Origin of the sequence: Citrobacter portucalensis (assembly GCF_023374935.1) — a bacterium.
GTDB lineage: Bacteria > Pseudomonadota > Gammaproteobacteria > Enterobacterales > Enterobacteriaceae > Citrobacter > Citrobacter portucalensis.
The window spans coordinates 95,035-113,073 of sequence record NZ_CP092466.1; the positions used below are offsets into that span (position 1 = coordinate 95,035).

General features: G+C 53.4%; 18 protein-coding genes. 7 read left to right on the forward strand and 11 right to left on the reverse strand.

Features of this window, described 5'->3' with window-relative positions; all coding sequences use genetic code 11:
* Positions 1-56: 56 nt before the first annotated feature.
* Positions 57-1,448: a xanthine/proton symporter XanP gene (gene xanP / locus LY264_RS00465; RefSeq protein ID WP_048227332.1), complete on the reverse strand. Its 1,392-nt coding sequence runs from the start codon at positions 1,446-1,448 to the stop codon at positions 57-59.
* A 225-nt stretch (positions 1,449-1,673) separates the two neighbouring features.
* Between xanP and gltS the strand changes: the two genes are divergently transcribed.
* Positions 1,674-2,879: a sodium/glutamate symporter gene (gene gltS, locus LY264_RS00470; RefSeq protein ID WP_003024029.1), complete on the forward strand. Its 1,206-nt coding sequence runs from the start codon at positions 1,674-1,676 to the stop codon at positions 2,877-2,879.
* Between the two features lie 42 nt (positions 2,880-2,921).
* On the opposite strand, the gene recG is transcribed toward gltS, so the two are convergent.
* From recG to gmk, 5 genes are read right to left on the reverse strand one after another with little or no spacing between them, the layout of a single operon-like run.
* A complete protein-coding gene (gene recG, locus LY264_RS00475) occupies positions 2,922-5,003 on the reverse strand; it encodes an ATP-dependent DNA helicase RecG (protein WP_048227331.1) in 2,082 nt (693 codons plus the stop codon).
* A 5-nt stretch (positions 5,004-5,008) separates the two neighbouring features.
* On the reverse strand, positions 5,009-5,698 hold the full coding sequence (gene trmH, locus LY264_RS00480) for a tRNA (guanosine(18)-2'-O)-methyltransferase TrmH (protein WP_032945382.1): 690 nt from the start codon (positions 5,696-5,698) through the stop codon (positions 5,009-5,011).
* Positions 5,699-5,702: 4 nt separating this feature from the next.
* Entirely contained in the window at positions 5,703-7,817 is a 2,115-nt protein-coding gene (gene spoT, locus LY264_RS00485) for a bifunctional GTP diphosphokinase/guanosine-3',5'-bis pyrophosphate 3'-pyrophosphohydrolase (protein ID WP_003024038.1), read from the reverse strand.
* Between the two features lie 18 nt (positions 7,818-7,835).
* The gene (rpoZ, locus tag LY264_RS00490) at positions 7,836-8,111 is read right to left on the reverse strand and encodes a DNA-directed RNA polymerase subunit omega (protein WP_000135058.1); all 276 of its coding nucleotides are present in this window, start codon (positions 8,109-8,111) and stop codon (positions 7,836-7,838) included.
* Positions 8,112-8,165: 54 nt separating this feature from the next.
* Positions 8,166-8,789, reverse strand: coding sequence for a guanylate kinase (gene gmk, locus LY264_RS00495; protein WP_003024042.1), 624 nt, complete (start codon positions 8,787-8,789; stop codon positions 8,166-8,168).
* 261 nt (positions 8,790-9,050) lie between these two features.
* Here gmk and ligB point away from each other — a divergent pair, with 261 nt between their 5' ends.
* The gene (gene ligB, locus LY264_RS00500; RefSeq protein ID WP_048227330.1) at positions 9,051-10,730 is read left to right on the forward strand and encodes an NAD-dependent DNA ligase LigB; all 1,680 of its coding nucleotides are present in this window, start codon (positions 9,051-9,053) and stop codon (positions 10,728-10,730) included.
* Here ligB and LY264_RS00505 read toward each other — a convergent pair.
* Positions 10,727-11,344, reverse strand: a complete 618-nt coding sequence (locus LY264_RS00505) for a trimeric intracellular cation channel family protein (RefSeq protein ID WP_003024049.1) — start codon at positions 11,342-11,344, stop codon at positions 10,727-10,729. The two genes, ligB and LY264_RS00505, sit on opposite strands and share 4 nt — an antisense overlap.
* A gap of 257 nt (positions 11,345-11,601) precedes the next feature.
* Positions 11,602-12,465 carry a YicC/YloC family endoribonuclease gene (locus LY264_RS00510; protein ID WP_042311560.1) on the reverse strand — a complete coding sequence of 288 codons (864 nt, stop codon included), beginning with the start codon at positions 12,463-12,465 and terminating at the stop codon, positions 11,602-11,604.
* A gap of 125 nt (positions 12,466-12,590) precedes the next feature.
* On the opposite strand from LY264_RS00510, the gene rph reads away from it, so the two are divergent.
* Positions 12,591-13,307, forward strand: a complete 717-nt coding sequence (rph, locus tag LY264_RS00515) for a ribonuclease PH (RefSeq protein WP_003024054.1) — start codon at positions 12,591-12,593, stop codon at positions 13,305-13,307.
* Positions 13,308-13,372: 65 nt separating this feature from the next.
* Positions 13,373-14,014 carry an orotate phosphoribosyltransferase gene (gene pyrE / locus LY264_RS00520; RefSeq protein ID WP_020996052.1) on the forward strand — a complete coding sequence of 214 codons (642 nt, stop codon included), beginning with the start codon at positions 13,373-13,375 and terminating at the stop codon, positions 14,012-14,014.
* 66 nt (positions 14,015-14,080) lie between these two features.
* Here the strand turns inward: pyrE and slmA are convergent, their stop codons facing one another.
* The 3 genes from slmA to coaBC form a co-directional block, all read right to left on the reverse strand.
* Positions 14,081-14,677, reverse strand: coding sequence for a nucleoid occlusion factor SlmA (gene slmA, locus LY264_RS00525; RefSeq protein ID WP_003827257.1), 597 nt, complete (start codon positions 14,675-14,677; stop codon positions 14,081-14,083).
* 116 nt (positions 14,678-14,793) lie between these two features.
* Positions 14,794-15,252 carry a dUTP diphosphatase gene (dut, locus tag LY264_RS00530; RefSeq protein WP_003827259.1) on the reverse strand — a complete coding sequence of 153 codons (459 nt, stop codon included), beginning with the start codon at positions 15,250-15,252 and terminating at the stop codon, positions 14,794-14,796.
* On the reverse strand, positions 15,230-16,450 hold the full coding sequence (coaBC, locus tag LY264_RS00535) for a bifunctional phosphopantothenoylcysteine decarboxylase/phosphopantothenate--cysteine ligase CoaBC (RefSeq protein WP_095533115.1): 1,221 nt from the start codon (positions 16,448-16,450) through the stop codon (positions 15,230-15,232). Before coaBC ends, dut begins: the two co-directional genes overlap by 23 nt.
* Positions 16,451-16,621: 171 nt before the next feature.
* Between coaBC and radC the strand changes: the two genes are divergently transcribed.
* The 3 genes from radC (at position 16,622) to rpmG (ending at position 17,988) form a co-directional block, all read left to right on the forward strand.
* Positions 16,622-17,287, forward strand: a complete 666-nt coding sequence (gene radC / locus LY264_RS00540; RefSeq protein WP_048227329.1) for a RadC family protein — start codon at positions 16,622-16,624, stop codon at positions 17,285-17,287.
* 276 nt (positions 17,288-17,563) lie between these two features.
* On the forward strand, positions 17,564-17,800 hold the full coding sequence (rpmB, locus tag LY264_RS00545) for a 50S ribosomal protein L28 (RefSeq protein ID WP_003024071.1): 237 nt from the start codon (positions 17,564-17,566) through the stop codon (positions 17,798-17,800).
* 20 nt (positions 17,801-17,820) lie between these two features.
* Positions 17,821-17,988 (forward strand): 50S ribosomal protein L33, encoded by a 168-nt coding sequence (rpmG, locus tag LY264_RS00550; RefSeq protein WP_003024094.1) that lies wholly within the window; start codon positions 17,821-17,823, stop codon positions 17,986-17,988.
* Positions 17,989-18,039: the final 51 nt, after the last annotated feature.

Here is an 18,039-nt window from a genome sequence, read left to right on the forward strand (position 1 = left end):
GGAATGGTGAAAGAGCGTTACAGCGGCGTTGATTCAGAACCAACGCCGCATTTTGCTTATTGCTTCTCTGGCGGGAATACCAGGTTCAGAACGATAGCGGTGATACCGCCTGCGGCAATGCCGGAAGAGAGCAGGTTTTTCACCCAGTCCGGAGCGAACTGCAAGATCAGCGGCTGCTGGGAAACGCCCAGGCCGACGGCCAGCGACAGCGCGATAATCAGAATCGCACGGCGGTTCAGTGGCTCGCGGGACACGATACGCACGCCGGATGCCGCGATCGTACCGAACATCACCAGCGTTGCGCCGCCGAGTACCGGCTCAGGAATATGCTGTACAAAACCGCTGACCGCCGGGAACAAACCCAGCGCGATCAGCATCAGCGCCACCACAAAACCGACATAGCGACTGGCAACGCCTGTTAATTGAATAACCCCGTTGTTCTGGCCAAAACAGGAGTTAGGGAAGGTGTTGAACACGGCGGAAACAAACGAGTTCAGACCATTCGCCAGCACGCCGCCTTTCAGGCGTTTCATGTACAGCGGACCAGAAACCGGCTGCTCGGAGACGTCGGAGGTGGCCGTAATATCACCGATGGTTTCCAGCGAGGTGATCATAAAGACCAGCATCAGCGGCAGCAGTAAACTCCAGTCGATACCCAGGCCATAATACAGCGGCGTTGGCACCATCAGCAGGTCCTGGCTTACCTGTGCGGTATTTTGCGGCAGCATGTCCATAAACCAGGCCAGCAGATAGCCTGCCGCCATCGCAATCACCAATGACGCAACGCGCAGGTACGGGTTGCGTTGACGGTTAAGCAGGATGATTAGCGCCAGCACCACGCCTGCCAACAGTAAATTCTTCGGCGCACCAAAGGTGTTGTCGCTCATTGCGGCATAGCCACCGCCAATCGATGTCAGACCCACCTGAATCAGCGACAGGCCGATAATCATCACCACCACCCCTGAGACCAGCGGAGTAATAATACGACGCGCCAGGTGCAGGACACGCGAGATAACCATCTCGGTGCAGCTTGCCAGCATCAGCGTACCGAACAGCGCCGCCATCATGGTTGGGACATCTGCGCCACCGGTTTTTAGCGCCGTACCGCCCATAATCAGTGGCGCAACAAAGTTAAAGCTGGTGCCCTGAATGGATAGCAGCCCTGAGCCGACCGGCCCCCAGGCTTTGATCTGAATGATAGAAGCCACGCCGGAGGCGAACAGCGACATACTGATAATGTGTTGAGTATCCTGAGCCGGTAAACCAAGCGCCTGGCAAATTAACAGAGCAGGGGTGATCACCGCGACGAACATGGCCAGCAGATGCTGGCAGGCGGCAAACAGGGTCTGGGCTAACGGGGGGCGATCTTCAAGACGGTAAATCAGTTCACTGTTGTGAGTCTGCGCAACCGGTTGCGCATTTGTTGACTCTACGGCGTTAACGGACATCAGAGGCAATCCCATGGTGGAAAAGCGGTGATTTTATCTGACCAGGGCAGAAAAGCAAACGTTTGCTAGCAGGTATTCTTAATATTTAAAACGGATAAACAAACATTTTTATATAACTTTTCATCATTTTCTGCTTAAAATCCACTCCGAAAACTCAATAAGAGCTAAAAATCGGTCTGGAATGCATCGTGCGTGATTGTGCTAAACGCACTAATGGAGCTGTAAATGTTTTATCTCGATACGTTATCAACGCTGGTTGCGGCAACCCTTGTGTTGCTGCTGGGACGTAAGCTCGTCCAGTCTGTTTCCTTCCTGAAAAAATACACCATTCCCGAACCTGTAGCGGGCGGATTGCTGGTAGCGATTGCGCTGCTGGTACTAAAAAAAAGTATGGGTTGGGAAGTGAACTTCGACATGACCCTGCGCGACCCACTGATGCTGGCCTTCTTCGCCACCATTGGCCTGAACGCCAATATCGCCAGTCTGCGTGCCGGTGGCCGTGTGGTGGGAATCTTTCTGATTGTGGTTGTTGGCCTGCTGCTGATGCAAAACGCCATCGGTATTGGTATGGCGACCCTGCTGGGCCTGGATCCGCTGATGGGGCTGATTGCTGGTTCAATAACCCTCTCTGGCGGACACGGAACCGGGGCCGCATGGAGCAAGCTGTTTATTGAACGTTATGGCTTCACCAATGCAACTGAAGTGGCGATGGCTTGCGCAACGTTTGGCCTGGTTCTGGGCGGATTGATTGGCGGTCCGGTGGCGCGCTATCTGGTCAAACACTCCACCACGCCTGACGGCATGCCTGACGATCAGGCCGTGCCGACCGCGTTTGAAAAGCCGGACGTCGGGCGCATGATCACCTCGTTGGTGCTGATTGAAACCATCGCGCTGATCGCTATCTGTCTGACGGTGGGTAAAATCGTTGCGCAAATGCTGGTGGGAACGGTGCTGGAACTGCCGACCTTCGTTTGCGTGCTTTTTGTTGGGGTGATCCTCAGTAACGGCCTGGCGCTACTGGGCTTTTATCGGGTATTTGAGCGCGCGGTTTCGGTGCTGGGTAACGTAAGTCTGTCGCTTTTCCTGGCGATGGCGCTGATGAGCCTGAAGCTGTGGGAGCTGGCTTCTCTGGCTCTGCCGATGCTGGCAATTCTGGTCGTGCAGACCATTTTCATGGCGCTGTACGCGATATTCGTCACCTGGCGCATGATGGGTAAGAACTACGATGCCGCCGTGCTGGCAGCCGGACACTGTGGTTTTGGTCTCGGCGCGACGCCGACGGCGATTGCCAACATGCAGGCGATTACCGAACGTTTTGGACCATCCCATATGGCGTTTCTGGTGGTGCCGATGGTGGGGGCGTTCTTTATCGATATCGTCAACGCGCTGGTGATTAAGCTGTATCTGCTGTTACCGATTTTTGCGCAATAACGGCTGTGCGGCGGGGTAACGTCCGCCGCCGCTATGAATTAACTACGCGTTGGAGTAGCGTTCGGTTTCCGGCATCCAGCGCTCTATCAGTGCCACGGCCTGTTGCGGATAACGTTCGTGAATATGGTGGGCAATGCGCTGAACTTCCGGGATAATAGCCTGATCGCGCAGTAAATCTGCGACCTTGAATTCTGCTGTTCCGGTCTGGCGAGTACCTAACAGCTCGCCGGGGCCGCGAATCTCTAAATCTTTTTGCGCAATTACGAACCCGTCATTGCTGTCTCGCAGAACCTGCAGGCGTTTCTGCGCGGTTTTAGACAGCGGTGATTTGTAGAGCAGAACGCAGTGGGAAGCCACCGCGCCACGGCCTACGCGACCACGCAACTGGTGCAACTGGGCCAGACCTAAGCGTTCCGGGTTTTCAATAATCATCAGACTGGCGTTTGGCACGTCCACGCCCACTTCAATCACCGTGGTGGCAACCAGCAGATGCAGTTCACCCTGCTTAAAGGCCGCCATTACCGACTGCTTCTCGGCGGGCTTCATGCGCCCGTGTACCAGGCCAATATTGAGTTCTGGCAGCGCCAGTTTAAGCTCTTCCCACGTCGCTTCTGCCGCCTGAGCTTCCAACAAGTCAGACTCTTCAATCAGCGTACAGACCCAGTATGCTTGACGTCCTTCGTGGGTACAGGCGTTGCGCACGCGATCAATAATATCGCTGCGGCGGGTATCCGGAATGGCGACCGTAGTGACCGGCGTACGCCCCGGAGGGAGTTCGTCAATGACCGACGTGTCGAGGTCAGCATAGGCCGTCATCGCCAGGGTACGTGGAATCGGCGTGGCGGTCATGATTAGCTGGTGTGGGTGGAAACCCTGCTGCTGACCTTTCTCCCACAGTGCCAGACGCTGATGTACGCCGAAGCGGTGCTGTTCGTCGATGATAACCAGCGCCAGCCCGTTGAACTGCACCTGTTCCTGGAAAATCGCGTGCGTGCCGACAATCATCTGCACCTGACCGCTGGCGATAGCTTCCTGTTGCGCCAGACGCGCTTTACCTTTCTGCTTGCCCGCCAGCCAGCCCACTTCAACGCCCATTGGCGCGAACCAGTTGCGGAAGTTATTCGCATGCTGTTCAGCCAATAGTTCGGTAGGAGCCATTAGCGCAACCTGCTTACCATGTGCGATAGCCCGCAGCGCGGCCAGCGCGGCAACCAGCGTTTTACCGGAGCCGACATCACCCTGTACCAGGCGCATCATCGGCACATCCAGTGCCATATCGCGTTCAATCTCAGCGGTAACACGGGCCTGTGCGCCAGTAGGTTTGAACGGCAATGCTGCCAGCAGCTTATCTTTTAGCGCGTTGTTAGCACTTAACGGCTGGGCGTGAAAACGCTGTGCCCCGGCACGTAGTGCCAGCATGCTGAGATTATGCGCCAGCAGTTCTTCGAGAATCAGACGTCGCTGCGCCGGATGTTGTCCGGTTTCCAGATCGCTGAGTTGCAGCGAAGGTGGGGGGCGGTGCAATGTGCGCAGTGCTTCGGGTAGGCTCATCATGCCCTGTAACAGCTCTGGCGGCAGCAGTTCGGCAATGGCGCAGGTATCGAGCAGATCCAGTGCCTGATCGGTCAGCTTGCGCAGCGTGGCCTGCTTCACACCTTCGGTGGTTGGATACACTGGTGTGAGTGTTTCCTGCAATTCTGGCGTGCTGAGATCGCCTTGTACGCGGTATTCCGGGTGAATCATCTCTGCGCCATATTTCCCGCGTTTGGCTTCGCCGTAGGCCAGTACCCTACGCCCGGTAGCAAGGCTGTTTTTCATCGCTGCACTGAAGTTGAAAAAGCGCATGGTGAGAATCCCCGAGCCATCGCTGATTTGACAGGTCATCATCCGGCGGCCGCCGAAGGTGATATTGCAGTTCAGCACTTCGCCTTCAACGGTGGCATAGACACCCGGCAGCAGTTCGCCAATTGGGTATAGATGGGTACGGTCTTCGTAACGCAAAGGGAGGTGGAGCAGGAGGTCCTGCACGGTGTGCAGGCCAATTTTAGCCAGTTTACTGCTTTGCGCTGCGCCAACGCCGGTCAGAGAGTTGAGTGGGATGGCATCCAGTAAACGGCCTTTCATCGCGTTTATCTCGCAGATTGCATAGTGGCCCACCACGTTGCATCGGCTTCAATTTCGCCCTGCGTGTTTACGTGAGGGTAGGGAAGACCTTTGCGCTTAGCGACATTCGCCAGCACCGGATAACCGCCTTCAAACAGTAAGCGCTGCTGCTCTTCTTGTGGCAGCATGCTGTTTTCTCGTCGGTACATCCCCGCGTTTTGCCGCTGGCGCTGTGCTTCGTACAGAATCAGCGCGGAGGCGACAGAAACGTTCAGTGACTGCACCATGCCAGTCATGGGAATGATGATGTCCTGATCAGCCAGATCCAATGCTTCCTGAGTGATGCCGGTTTTCTCCTGGCCCATCAGGATGCAGGTGGGGCGCGTGTAATCAATCTCGCGAAAATCCACGGCTTTATCTGACAGATGGGTTGCCAGGACCTGCATGCCCCGGCTTTTTAAATGTGTGACCGCATCGCCAATGGTAAGGTGAGTTTTCACCTGCACCCAACTGTTGCTGCCTGCGGCAGAAGAGGCCATGGTGCGCATACGGCTACCCGGCCAGACGGCGTGGACTTCATGCACGCCGACCGCATCTGCAGTACGAATAATCGCAGAAACGTTATGAGGTTTGTGAACCTGCTCCATGCAGACGGTCAGATCGGGCTGACGACGTGCGAGCATCTCGCGGATACGTGCATAGCGCTGTTCATTCATAAGACTAGTTTCGGTTACGGGTGACTTTTATCACGTCCGGCATGACGCGGATTTTGCGCATGATATTCGCCAGGTGCACACGATCGCGAGCTGTCAGGCGAATAAAGGCGCTATAAACGCGGCCATCTTTCTCTTCCGTATTCAGACTTTGAATATTGGAAGTGGTCGTGTTGATTGCCGCCGTCAGGTTCGCCAGAGCACCCTGGTGGTTAAACATATCCACCTTAATCTCGGTAATGAATTCCTGCTCCGTCTCTTTATCCCATTCCACCGCCATAAACTTCTCTGGCTCTTTCTGGTAGCCACGAATATTACGGCAGGACTCATGGTGGATCACCAGACCTTTACCCGGACTGACGTGGGCAATGATTGGATCGCCTGGAATTGGACGACAGCATTTCGCGAAGGTGATCAGCACGCCGTCTGCGCCTTTGATCGGCAGATGACCATGGCCAGATTGTGCTGGTACGTTCGCTGTTGCTTCGCCCTGCTGGAGGTTTTTCGCTACCACCACGCTCATGGCGTTACCCAGACCGATTTCTGCGAGCAGATCGTCAAGCGTGGCGAGCTTCATACGCTCAAGCTCACGCTGGATGCTCTCTGGCGGGATCTCAGCCAGTTTACGGCTACCGCCCAGGGCATGGTTGAGCAGTCGACGACCCAGACTGACGGAATCATCGCGCTTGAGGTTTTTCAACAGTTGGCGAATCTTGGCGCGCGCTTTCGAACTGACGACGAAGTTTAGCCACGCGGCATTCGGACGTGCGCCCGGCGCGGTGATAATCTCAACGGTCTGGCCGCTAAAGAGCGGTTGTGAAAGCGGGTAAGGCTGTCTGTCGACGCGCGCGCCGACGCAGGCGTGACCGATATCGGTATGCACGGCGTAGGCGAAGTCGACAGGCGTTGCACCGGCGGGCAGTTCGACAATTCGCCCTTCCGGTGTGAAAACATAAATCTCATCCGGGAAGAGATCAGATTTGACGCTTTCAATAAATTCAAACGAGCTACCGGCGCTCTGCTGCAGTTCCAGCAAGCTTTGCATCCAGCGCTGAGCGCGGATTTGCGCAGTGGTGCTGCTTTCGCCGCCGTGCTCTTTGTAAGCCCAGTGCGCTGCGACACCCATTTCTGCCATCTGGTCCATGTCTTCAGTACGAATCTGTACTTCAACCGGGACGCCATGAGGGCCGATCATTGAGGTGTGCAAAGACTGATATCCGTTCGCTTTCGGAATGGCGATATAGTCTTTCACGCGACCAGGGCGTGGTTTGTACAGGCTGTGCATCTGGCCGAGTACGCGATAGCAGGTATCGGAATCATGAACGATGACGCGAAATGCGTAGATATCCATGATGGAGTGAAAACGCTGCTCTTTGAGCACCATTTTGCAGTAAATAGAGTACAGGTGCTTCTCACGCCCGCTTACGCGACACGGAATACCTGCCTCCTGCAAACGCCCTTCGATTTCCGAGAGGATTTTTTGGATCATCTCTTTGCGGTTGCCGCGAGCGGCTTTAACCACTTCTTTAATCACGCGATAGCGGTTTGGGTACAGCGCTTCAAAACCCAGCTCTTCCAGCTCGGTTTTAATGTGATGAATACCTAAACGGTGTGCCAGCGGACTATAGATTTCGAGGGTTTCACGGGCGATGCGGCGACGCTTGTCCGGACGTAATGAGCCCAGCGTGCGCATGTTGTGGGTGCGGTCGGCAAGTTTGATGAGAATGACGCGGATATCCTGCACCATCGCCATAATCATCTTGCGAAAGTTTTCAGCTTGCGCCTCTTTCTTATCGCGAAACTTAAGCTTATCAAGCTTCGATACCCCTTCTACCAGCTCTGCAACGCTTTTACCAAAAAGCTGTTCCATGTCCTGATAGGTGGCTGGGGTATCTTCAATCACGTCATGCAGCAGCGCAGCCATCAGCGTTTCGTAGTCGAGTTTCATCTCGGCCAGAATGCAGGCTACCGCTACCGGGTGCGTGATATAGGGTTCACCGCTTGAACGTGTCTGGCCCTCGTGAGCGTCACGTGCAACGAGATACGCCTGCCGAAGACGCTTAATCTGGTCTTCCGGCAGGTAGTTTTGAATCAGTTGATTCAGGCTTTCAAACAGATACAAGGGCGACCCGCTTTGTGATTAACGACGACCTTCAGCAATAGCGGTAACGGCTTGTAATTCAGCGGCTTCCTGCTCTTGCTGTTCCTGGCGCTCACGCACGTCGAGGATCTGGTTGTTGATCAGACCTTCTTCGATTTCGCGCAGCGCGATAACGGTAGTTTTATCGTTTTCTTCTGGTACGAGCGGATCCTTTCCGCCTACCTGCATCTGACGAGCGCGACGCGCGGCGACCAGTACCAGGTCAAAACGGTTACCAATTTTCTCTACAGCGTCCTGAACAGTTACGCGTGCCATACTTAAAATGCTCCACAGGTGAAGAAATGACTGGGCATGATACTGAATGTGGGTTCAGTCTGCCAACAGTTTGCTGATTAAAGCGTCATGACGCTGCTTTTGGCGGCTCATGCGCAGACGTTCGGCGCGAATGATGGTTTTCAAATCGCCCAGGGCGGTGTCGAAATCATCATTCACAATAAGATAATCATATTCGGCGTAATGGCTCATTTCTGCAACAGCTTGCGCCATACGTTTCGCGATCACGTCTTCGCTATCCTGACCGCGGCCACGCAGGCGGCGGTCCAGCTCAATCTTAGACGGTGGCAAAATAAAAATACTGCGCGCATGCGGCATTTTTTCACGAATTTGCTGCGCACCTTGCCAGTCGATATCTAAAAAGACGTCTACGCCGGATGCTAATACTTGCTCAATGGTTTCACGCGAGGTGCCGTAGTAATTACCGAAAACCTCCGCGTGTTCCAGGAACGCGTCTCTGCCAATCATGGTTCTGAATTCGTCATGGTTCACAAAGAAATAGTGTTCACCGTGCACTTCCCCCGGGCGCGGTGCGCGCGTGGTGTGCGAAACAGAAACCTGGGTGTCATACAACGGTTGGGTCTTTAATAAAGCCTGAATCAGGCTGGATTTACCCGCGCCACTGGGGGCAGAAACAATATAAAGCGTGCCTTGAGCCATGAGTATCTTAATGTATGTGATTGTCGAAAGAGAGCCTACATACGGGCTTATTATACACGTAGCCGCTATGTGACGTAGCCCTTGTCACACTTTTTGCGCATGTTTATTGCGTTTTGCGTACCAGTTTCCTGTTTTATCGGTGATTTGCAGCAATACATGCAAATGTCCGGAAAGCTGTTCGCAGGATGAATTTTTGCCGCTCTGTTTCGGTTGCACTCCGCGCTATACCTGCCGGGAAGCACATTGGTTAACGGAGGCAATATGAGGCGATGGAAATGCCTTGGCATAGTTTTACTGGTCTGGAATTTGCCGGTCTGGGCGGTATGCCCGGTCTGGTCTCCAGCCCGGGCAGGCGAGGAAATTTCACGATTACAGCAGCAGATAACACGGTGGAATGACAGTTACTGGAAACAGGGTGTCAGCGCCGTTGATGACGGCGTTTATGACCAGCTCAGTGCGCAACTCATCCAGTGGCAGCGCTGTTTTGGTGATGATGCTCCACCAGATCTGTCTGCGCCTCCAATAAGTGGCACAGTCCCGCATCCAGTGCCTCACACGGGCGTTCGAAAACTTGCTGATAAGCAAGCGCTACAGCAATGGATGCACGCTCGCAGCGATCTCTGGGTGCAACCGAAGGTGGATGGCGTGGCGGTGACGTTAGTCTATCGCAATGGCAATCTGGTACGGGCGATTAGCCGTGGTAATGGCCTGAAAGGCGAAGACTGGACGCAAAAGGTTCTGCAGATCCCTTCCGTACCACATTCCACCAAGGGGAAACTCGCTAACAGTACGTTGCAGGGTGAGATATTTTTGCAGCAAGAGGGGCATATTCAGAAGCAGAGAGGGGGAATGAACGCCCGCTCGAAGGTTGCTGGATTAATGATGCGCCAGGGCAATCCGGAAATGTTACGCTCGCTGGCAATTTTTATCTGGGCCTGGCCTGATGGTCCGGCGGTCATGCCTGAAAGACTGGAGCAGCTCACGGCTGCCGGGTTCAGTTACACGCAACGCTATACTCAGGCCGTGAAGAATGCGGATGACGTCGAAAAGTCGCGCGCCAGGTGGTGGAGTTCAGCATTACCTTTTGTGACGGATGGTGTCGTGGTGCGAACGGCAAAAGAACCACGGGCACAGTATTGGCTACCCGGACAGGGGGACTGGCTGGCTGCGTGGAAATATCCTCCCGTGACGAGGGTATCTGAGGTAACGGGTATTCAGTTCTCCGTTGGTAAAAGCGGGAAAATTGCGGTGGTTGCATTGCTGACTCCCGTCATGCTGGATGATAAACGCGTACAGCGCGTCAATATTGGCTCCGTCCGACGCTGGAATGAATGGGATATCGCGCCTGGCGATCAGATTCTGGTGAGCCTGGCCGGACAAGGGATACCCCGTATAGACGAGGTGGTCTGGCGCAGCACTCAGCGTACTAAGCCAATACCCCCCGAGGGGCGCTTCAATTCATTAACCTGTTTTTATGCTACAGCGGAGTGTCAGGAACAGTTTGTTGCCAGACTGGTCTGGCTGGGCGGTAAAGAAGTGTTGGGGCTGGAGGGTATAGGCGAGGCGGGATGGCGGGAGCTCCATCAGGCGTATCGCTTTGAACATATCTTTTCCTGGCTTGGGTTAACTCAGGAACAGTTAGAGTCTGCACTTGGTGTAATCAAAGGGGAGAAGCTGTGGCATCAGTTCAACCTGTCGCGCGATCTCCCGTTCACGCGCTGGGTGATTGCCATGGGAATACCGTTAACACAGGCAACGCTAAATGCCAGCCGGGATGGTTCGTGGCAACAATTGCAGGACCGTGATGAGCAAAGCTGGCGGCAGCTCCCTTTCATGGGGGAACGCCGGGCACGACAGATCATTCAGTGGCTGGAGACCAGGGAGGTCATAGCGCTGAGCAACTGGCTGGCTGCTCAGCGGATCGCGGGCTTTATGCCTTAATGGCCTTCATGGCGATAGTAAAATACCGGTAGCCCTAACTTCAGGCGCAGCGCCAGCAGTCGGGCGGTAAAGCCGAAGAGCAGGGTAGAGATAACCACTACATCGTGACTGGAGACATAATGTTGCAGCACGATGTACAACACAGCAGCGGCGAATGATACGCCAGCATACAGCTCTTTCTGGAACACTAACGGGATGCGTTTGCAGAACATGTCGCGTAATACGCCACCGAAGACGCCGGTCGTGACCGCAGCGACCACGGCGATAATCGGTCCATGGCCCATATCCAGTGCCACCTGAGCACCGATAATAGAAAAGACCACAAGGCCCAGCGCATCCAGTACGAGGAATATTTTGCGCAGATAGGGCATGACGGGAGCAATAATGGTGGTGAGTACCGCAGCGGTCGCCACGATAATGACGTATTCAGGGTGCTTTACCCAGCCAAGAGGATAGTGGCCGAGAAGAATATCGCGTACCGATCCGCCGCCAATGGCCGTCGCGGTGGCAATGATGATGACGCCAAATGTATCCATACGACGACGCCCAGCAGCAAGCGCACCGGTCATGGCTTCGGCAGTAATACCAATTAAATATAAAACGTGTAACAGCATGTATTCCCCCTGATTTGCTGGGGGCTAAGGTTATCGATTTGTGCGCATTGTCACGATTGAGATTTTCTAAGGTGAAACGATTTTAATAACTACAGCTAATGTGAGTATGTCAGAAATGCGTTATGGCATGCTGTTTAAAATGTGGTTGATGATAATAAACGATGAGAAAATGTAATTCGAAGTAAAGGAGCGGAAGCGAAACGCCGGGAAAAATACGTAGTCCCGCCGTTTACTGGCGGGCTACGTTGAGTAATGGCTTACTCGATGTTCTGAATCTGCTCGCGCATTTGCTCGATCAAGACTTTCAGTTCAATTGCGGAGTTAGTCACCTCAGCATTAATAGACTTGGATGCCAGGGTGTTCGACTCACGGTTGAATTCCTGCATCATGAAGTCCAGACGACGGCCAACCGCCTCTTTTTTCTTCAGAATGTTGTAGGTTTCTTTGACGTGAGCTTCCAGGCGATCCAGTTCTTCAGCCACATCGATACGCTGTGCCATCAGCACCAGCTCTTGCTCAAGACGGTTATTTTCCAGTTGCACCTGGGCGTCTTCCAGTTTGGCTACCAGACGCTCGCGCTGCCATTGCAGAATTTCCGGCATGTGCGCACGTACCTTCGTCACTTCAGCGCTGACGCCTTCCAGACGCTGCTCGATCAACGCTTTCAGCGCCTGACCTTCGGTTTCACGCGCAACGATAAAGTCATCCAGCGTACCGTCAAGCGCGGCGAGGATTTCGGCGGCGATGGCATCCAGGTCTTGCTCCTGCGCTGCCATTACCCCTGGCCAACGAAGGATATCAACCGGATTAATTTCACCTTCATCACTCTGCATTTTGACCCAGTTAGCAGCGCTCACGAGCTGTTTAGCGAGCTTTTCATTCAGGATCAGCTCGCCTTGCGCGCTGGCATCCGGCTCAAAACGCAGTGTACATTCGATTTTACCGCGTGTCAGACGCGAGCGAATACGTTCGCGAACAACGGGTTCGAGACTACGGAACTGCTCCGGCAGGCGAAAATAAGTTTCCAGATAACGCTGGTTTACCGAGCGCATTTCCCAGGTGGCGCTACCCCATTCACCCTTGATTTCACGCCGGGCGTAGGCGGTCATGCTGCGGATCATAGACGTTCCTGTTTTTAAAGATGAGATGGGAGGATTATAGCCATCCGCGTCTTGTCAGGATAGGAATAACAGTCGGAAGTCCGTATAATGCGCAGCCACATTCGTTTCAAGCCGGAGATTTTATCATGCGTCCAGCAGGTCGTAGTGCCAATCAGGTGCGTCCCGTCACCCTGACCCGTAATTATACAAAACACGCTGAAGGCTCCGTGCTGGTCGAATTTGGTGATACCAAAGTGCTGTGTACCGCCTCTATTGATGAAGGCGTACCGCGTTTTCTGAAAGGTCAGGGCCAGGGCTGGATCACCGCAGAATATGGCATGCTGCCACGCGCCACGCACACCCGTAACGCCCGTGAAGCGGCGAAAGGTAAGCAGGGCGGCCGTACCATGGAAATCCAGCGCCTGATCGCTCGTGCGCTGCGCGCCGCCGTTGACCTGAAGACGCTCGGTGAATTCACTATTACGCTGGACTGTGATGTTATTCAGGCAGATGGCGGTACGCGTACTGCATCGATTACTGGCGCATGCGTTGCGTTGGCGGATGCGCTGAACAAGCTGGTGGCGAGCGGTAAGCTGAAAACTAACCCGATGAAAGGGATGGTTGCCGCGGTTTCCGTGGGCATTGTGAACGGTGAAGCACTCTGTGACCTTGAGTACGTTGAAGACTCTGCTGCTGAAACCGACATGAACGTAGTGATGACTGAGGACGGTCGCATTATAGAGGTTCAGGGTACGGCGGAAGGCGAACCGTTCAGCCATGAAGAACTTCTCACCCTACTGGCATTGGCCCGAGGGGGAATCGAATCCATTGTAGCGACGCAGAAGGCGGCGTTAGAAAATTGATTTTAAAGGCGACTGATGAGTCGCCTTTTTTTTGTCTGTAATAAAGTGAGATGAGGAGCGAATCCATGAAACCGTATCAGCGCCAGTTTATTGAGTTTGCGCTTAGCAAGCAGGTACTAAAGTTTGGCGAATTTACGCTGAAATCCGGGCGCAAAAGCCCCTATTTCTTCAACGCCGGGCTGTTTAATACCGGGCGCGACCTGGCACTGTTAGGCCGTTTTTATGCCGAAGCGCTGGTGGATTCCGGTATTGAGTTCGATTTGCTGTTTGGCCCTGCCTACAAAGGTATTCCGATTGCGACTACTACGGCTGTAGCACTTGCGGAACATCACGATAAAGATATGCCGTACTGCTTTAACCGCAAAGAGGCGAAGACCCATGGCGAAGGCGGTAATCTGGTAGGTAGCGCACTTGAGGGGCGTGTCATGCTGGTAGATGATGTTATCACCGCAGGTACGGCTATTCGTGAGTCGATGGAGATTATTCAGGCGAATGGCGCCACTCTGGCGGGGGTACTGATTTCTCTCGATCGTCAGGAACGCGGTCGCGGCGAGATTTCCGCGATTCAGGAAGTGGAACGCGATTATGGCTGCAAGGTGATTTCTATCATTACCCTGAAAGATCTGATTGCGTATCTGGAAGAGAAGCCAGAGATGGCGGAGCATCTGGTGGCAGTACGGGCCTATCGCGAAGCGTACGGCGTTTAAGAACTGCCGGATGGCGCTGTGCTTATCTGGCCTACGTAACCCCGTAGGCCGGATAAGACAAAATCGCTACTGCAATTGAGCTGCAACCAACGGCCAGCGGGTGTCAAAATCATCCGTTGGGCGGTATTTAAATTCGCTACGTACAAACCGGGACAGCATACCTTCGCAGAAAGCCAGTAACTGGCTGGCCAGCAGCGTTTCATCCACGGTGTAGCCTTCACCTTCACGCATTCTTTTTTCTCGCAGAACCTGGCGCAACTGCGCTTCAATGCGCTCAAAAAGTTGGTTAATGCGACCTTGCAGACGGTCTTGCTCGAACATCAACGCGTGTCCGGTCAGAATTCGTGTCAGGCCTGGATTACGCTCACCAAACCCTAAAATCAGCAGAACGATCAGACGCAGACGCGCGTTGGTGTCTTTTTCATCTTTCAAAATCAGATTGATACGCGTAATCAGACTATCTTCGATAAACTCAATCAGGCTATCGAACATACGGGTCTTGCTGGGGAAATGGCGATACAATGCCGCTTCGGATACGCCAACTGAGGCTGCCAGCTTTGCTGTGGTGATGCGTTGGCTACCATCGCTGGACTCAAGCATCAGTGCCAGAGACTGAAGTATTTCTTCGCGACGATTCCTTTTCGCAGTTTGCTTTTCTACCATGTTACAAAATACCCCTGAAAATAAGCTCTTGCCAGGCAGGCATCCACACAGCGACCGCAAACTGTTGTTTGCGGTGTGTTATTGCGTTATTACGCTATGGGATACTTTTCTGCGGGTTACTTGCGCCCGGAATGGCCGAAGCCACCTTCGCCACGATCGGTGGCTTCAAACTCTTCCACCAGATTAAATTCAGCCTGCACGACCGGTACAAATACCATCTGCGCGATACGTTCGCCCGGCTCAATAGTGAAGCTGTCCTGACCACGGTTCCAGACGGACACCATCAGTTGGCCCTGGTAGTCGGAATCAATCAAACCAACCAGATTGCCTAGCACGATACCGTGCTTATGGCCCAGCCCGGAGCGCGGGAGCATTACCGCTGCCAGAGAAGGATCGGCAATGTGGATAGCTAACCCGGTTGGCACCAGCGTTGTTGCGCCCGGCGCCAGCTCTACGGCGTCATCAAGACAAGCACGCAGGTCAAGTCCGGCAGAACCAGAAGTGGCGTACGTCGGGAGCGGAAATTGTTGCCCTACGCGCGGGTCCAGAATCTTAACGTCGATTTTTTTCATCATAACGGGTCACGATCTCGTCGAGTAATAATTGGCCCAGGAGTTCTTTACGCTCAAGCGGTAAGACTTTGTCTCCATCCTGCCAAAAAAGGTGTAATGCGTTGCTATCGCTGTTAAACCCTTGAGTTGACAGCGAAACGTCGTTCGCACAGATCACATCAAGGTTTTTGCGGATGCGTTTTTGCCGGGCATATTCTTCCACATTATTTGTTTCGGCGGCAAACCCAACGACAAAAGGACGGTTAGCATCCAGTGCGGCAACACCGGCGATAATATCCGGGTTTTTGACCATTTTTACTGTTAATTCATCACCCTGCGTCGCTTGTTTTTTTATTTTTTCGTGGGCGACAGTTTCAGCGCGATAATCAGCGACTGCAGCGCAACCGATAAAAATATGCTGTTGTTGAACCGCAGATTGCACAGCGGCTTCCATTTCCAGCGCGGTCATCACATCAACCCGCTGAACAAATGGTGGTGTGGATAACGAAACCGGACCCGATACCAGTGTGACGTTTGCACCGCGCTTTGCGGCAGCGGCCGCGATCGCAAACCCCATCTTCCCGGAACTGTGGTTGGAAATATAACGCACGGGATCAAGCGGTTCACGCGTCGGGCCCGCCGTAATCATGATGTTGAGATGTTGCAGATCGTTGACAGGTGAAAAATGTTCTGCCGCCATATCCACAATCGTTAACGGATCCAGCATGCGCCCAGGGCCGATATCACCACATGCCTGACTACCGCTGTCAGGACCCCAAATGAGTAAACCGCGTGAGGCAAGAATACCCAGATTGTGCTGGGTCGCGGCAGCGCGGTACATCTGCTGGTTCATGGCTGGCAGTACAGCAACAGGAGCAGGCGTTGCCAGACAAATCGTTGACACCAGGTCGTTGGCCATACCTGCGGCGACACGAGCAATCAGGTCTGCTGTAGCGGGTGCCAGGATGACCAAATCGGCCCATTTTCCCAGCTCAATGTGGCCCATCGCGGCTTCGGCTGCGGGGTCAAGCAGGCTGTCGGAAACGGGATAACCTGAAACCGCCTGTAAACTCAGGGGAGTAATAAATGCTTTTGCCGCTTCGGTCATCGCCACGCGGACGTCAGCGCCGCGTTCCCGTAAACGACGCACCAACTCAGGGGTCTTGTACGCAGCAATACCGCCACTGACGCCAAGTACGATTTTTTTACCGGCCAGGCTCATCATGATCTTTCCTGTTGGGTTTCACCAGAAGGCGGATATTTTATCACAATCCGCAATTTGTCGTGCTTTTGACCGTACTCCACTTTGCGAGGCGCTACGAAGAAGTGAAAACAGCACGTCGATTCACCGTCGGTGTTATGCCACTATGCGGACGCGAGAGGAGGGAGAAGCATGGAAAATACAGGAAGTATGATGCCCCGGGAAAAGCTGTTGGCGCAGGGGGCCAGTTCTCTGACCGATGTTGAGCTTTTGGCTCTTTTTTTACGTACCGGCATGCAGGGTAAAGATGTGCTTACGCTGGCGAAAGAGATGCTTCAGCATTTTGAGTCGCTGTATGGTCTGCTGTCTGCTGATTACATGGATTTTAGCTATGTTCAGGGAATCGGTATCGCGAAGTACGCACAGTTGAAGGGGATTGCGGAGCTGGCAAGACGCTACTACAACGTGCGAATGATAGAGGAGCGGGCTCTACTTAGTCCGGAAATGGCGCGTGAATTTCTGCAAAGCCAGCTTTCGCAAGAGGAACGCGAGATCTTTCTGGTGATCTTTATGGATTCTCAACATCGCGTGATTAAACACAGCAAACTTTTTTCCGGTACGCTTAGCCATGTCGAGGTGCATCCGAGAGAAATTGTCCGTGAAGCGATAAAAATGAATGCTTCTGCGGTGATCCTTGCGCATAATCACCCTTCGGGGTGTGCAGAGCCGAGTAAAGCAGATAAACTCATCACCGAGCGTGTTGTGAAATGCTGTCAGTTCATGGATATCCGGGTGCTTGATCATCTGGTCATTGGGCGCGGAGAGTACGTTTCTTTTGCGGAACGCGGTTGGATTTAACGCACTTTACGCGATCCATCGGGATCTTTGTCTGTTCGGGACTTGAGCACATCGCTGACTCAGCGTATACTACGCCACCTTTGAGAATCTCGGGTTTGGCATTTGGGCCTGGCAATCGAGAGTTCGCAAATACGCAAAATCATTCTTGTTGCGTCCAATGACGAGGCAACATTGAAAGATTAAGTGTATTGAACTGCGATAACCGGGCTGAGAAGCCTGACGAGGCGCCAATACCCCATACGAAGCTCGAGCTAATTTGATTTTTGGAGAATAGACATGTCCCGAGTCTGCCAAGTTACTGGCAAGCGTCCGGTGACCGGTAACAACCGTTCCCACGCACTGAACGCGACTAAACGCCGTTTCCTGCCTAACCTGCACTCTCACCGTTTTTGGGTTGAGAGCGAGAAGCGTTTTGTCACCCTGCGTGTATCTGCTAAAGGTATGCGTGTTATTGATAAGAAAGGCATCGAAACAGTTCTGTCTGAACTGCGTGCCCGTGGCGAAAAGTACTAAGTACTAAGAGGAAATAAATCATGGCTAAAGGTATTCGTGAGAAAATCAAGCTGGTTTCTTCTGCTGGTACTGGTCACTTCTATACCACTACGAAGAACAAACGTACTAAGCCGGAAAAACTGGAACTGAAAAAGTTCGATCCAGTTGTTCGTCAGCACGTTTTATACAAAGAAGCGAAAATCAAATAATTTTCGTTTTGATGTAAAGAAAAACCCTGCCTCGGCGGGGTTTTTTGTTTT

Bases quoted from the DNA above. Each gene is read 5' to 3' on its own strand.
- LY264_RS00510 (WP_042311560.1), bottom strand. From the start codon at position 12,465: ATGATCCGCAGCATGACCGCCTACGCCCGGCGTGAAATCAAGGGTGAA.
- rpmG (WP_003024094.1), top strand. From the start codon at position 17,821: ATGGCTAAAGGTATTCGTGAGAAAATCAAGCTGGTTTCTTCTGCTGGT.
- coaBC (WP_095533115.1), bottom strand. From the start codon at position 16,450: ATGAGCCTGGCCGGTAAAAAAATCGTACTTGGCGTCAGTGGCGGTATT.
- gmk (WP_003024042.1), bottom strand. From the start codon at position 8,789: ATGGCTCAAGGCACGCTTTATATTGTTTCTGCCCCCAGTGGCGCGGGT.
- gltS (WP_003024029.1), top strand. From the start codon at position 1,674: ATGTTTTATCTCGATACGTTATCAACGCTGGTTGCGGCAACCCTTGTG.
- recG (WP_048227331.1), bottom strand. From the start codon at position 5,003: ATGAAAGGCCGTTTACTGGATGCCATCCCACTCAACTCTCTGACCGGC.
- pyrE (WP_020996052.1), top strand. From the start codon at position 13,373: ATGAAACCGTATCAGCGCCAGTTTATTGAGTTTGCGCTTAGCAAGCAG.
- rpoZ (WP_000135058.1), bottom strand. From the start codon at position 8,111: ATGGCACGCGTAACTGTTCAGGACGCTGTAGAGAAAATTGGTAACCGT.
- slmA (WP_003827257.1), bottom strand. From the start codon at position 14,677: ATGGTAGAAAAGCAAACTGCGAAAAGGAATCGTCGCGAAGAAATACTT.
- ligB (WP_048227330.1), top strand. From the start codon at position 9,051: ATGAGGCGATGGAAATGCCTTGGCATAGTTTTACTGGTCTGGAATTTG.
- trmH (WP_032945382.1), bottom strand. From the start codon at position 5,698: ATGAATGAACAGCGCTATGCACGTATCCGCGAGATGCTCGCACGTCGT.
- rpmB (WP_003024071.1), top strand. From the start codon at position 17,564: ATGTCCCGAGTCTGCCAAGTTACTGGCAAGCGTCCGGTGACCGGTAAC.
- rph (WP_003024054.1), top strand. From the start codon at position 12,591: ATGCGTCCAGCAGGTCGTAGTGCCAATCAGGTGCGTCCCGTCACCCTG.
- xanP (WP_048227332.1), bottom strand. From the start codon at position 1,448: ATGTCCGTTAACGCCGTAGAGTCAACAAATGCGCAACCGGTTGCGCAG.
- dut (WP_003827259.1), bottom strand. From the start codon at position 15,252: ATGATGAAAAAAATCGACGTTAAGATTCTGGACCCGCGCGTAGGGCAA.
- LY264_RS00505 (WP_003024049.1), bottom strand. From the start codon at position 11,344: ATGCTGTTACACGTTTTATATTTAATTGGTATTACTGCCGAAGCCATG.
- radC (WP_048227329.1), top strand. From the start codon at position 16,622: ATGGAAAATACAGGAAGTATGATGCCCCGGGAAAAGCTGTTGGCGCAG.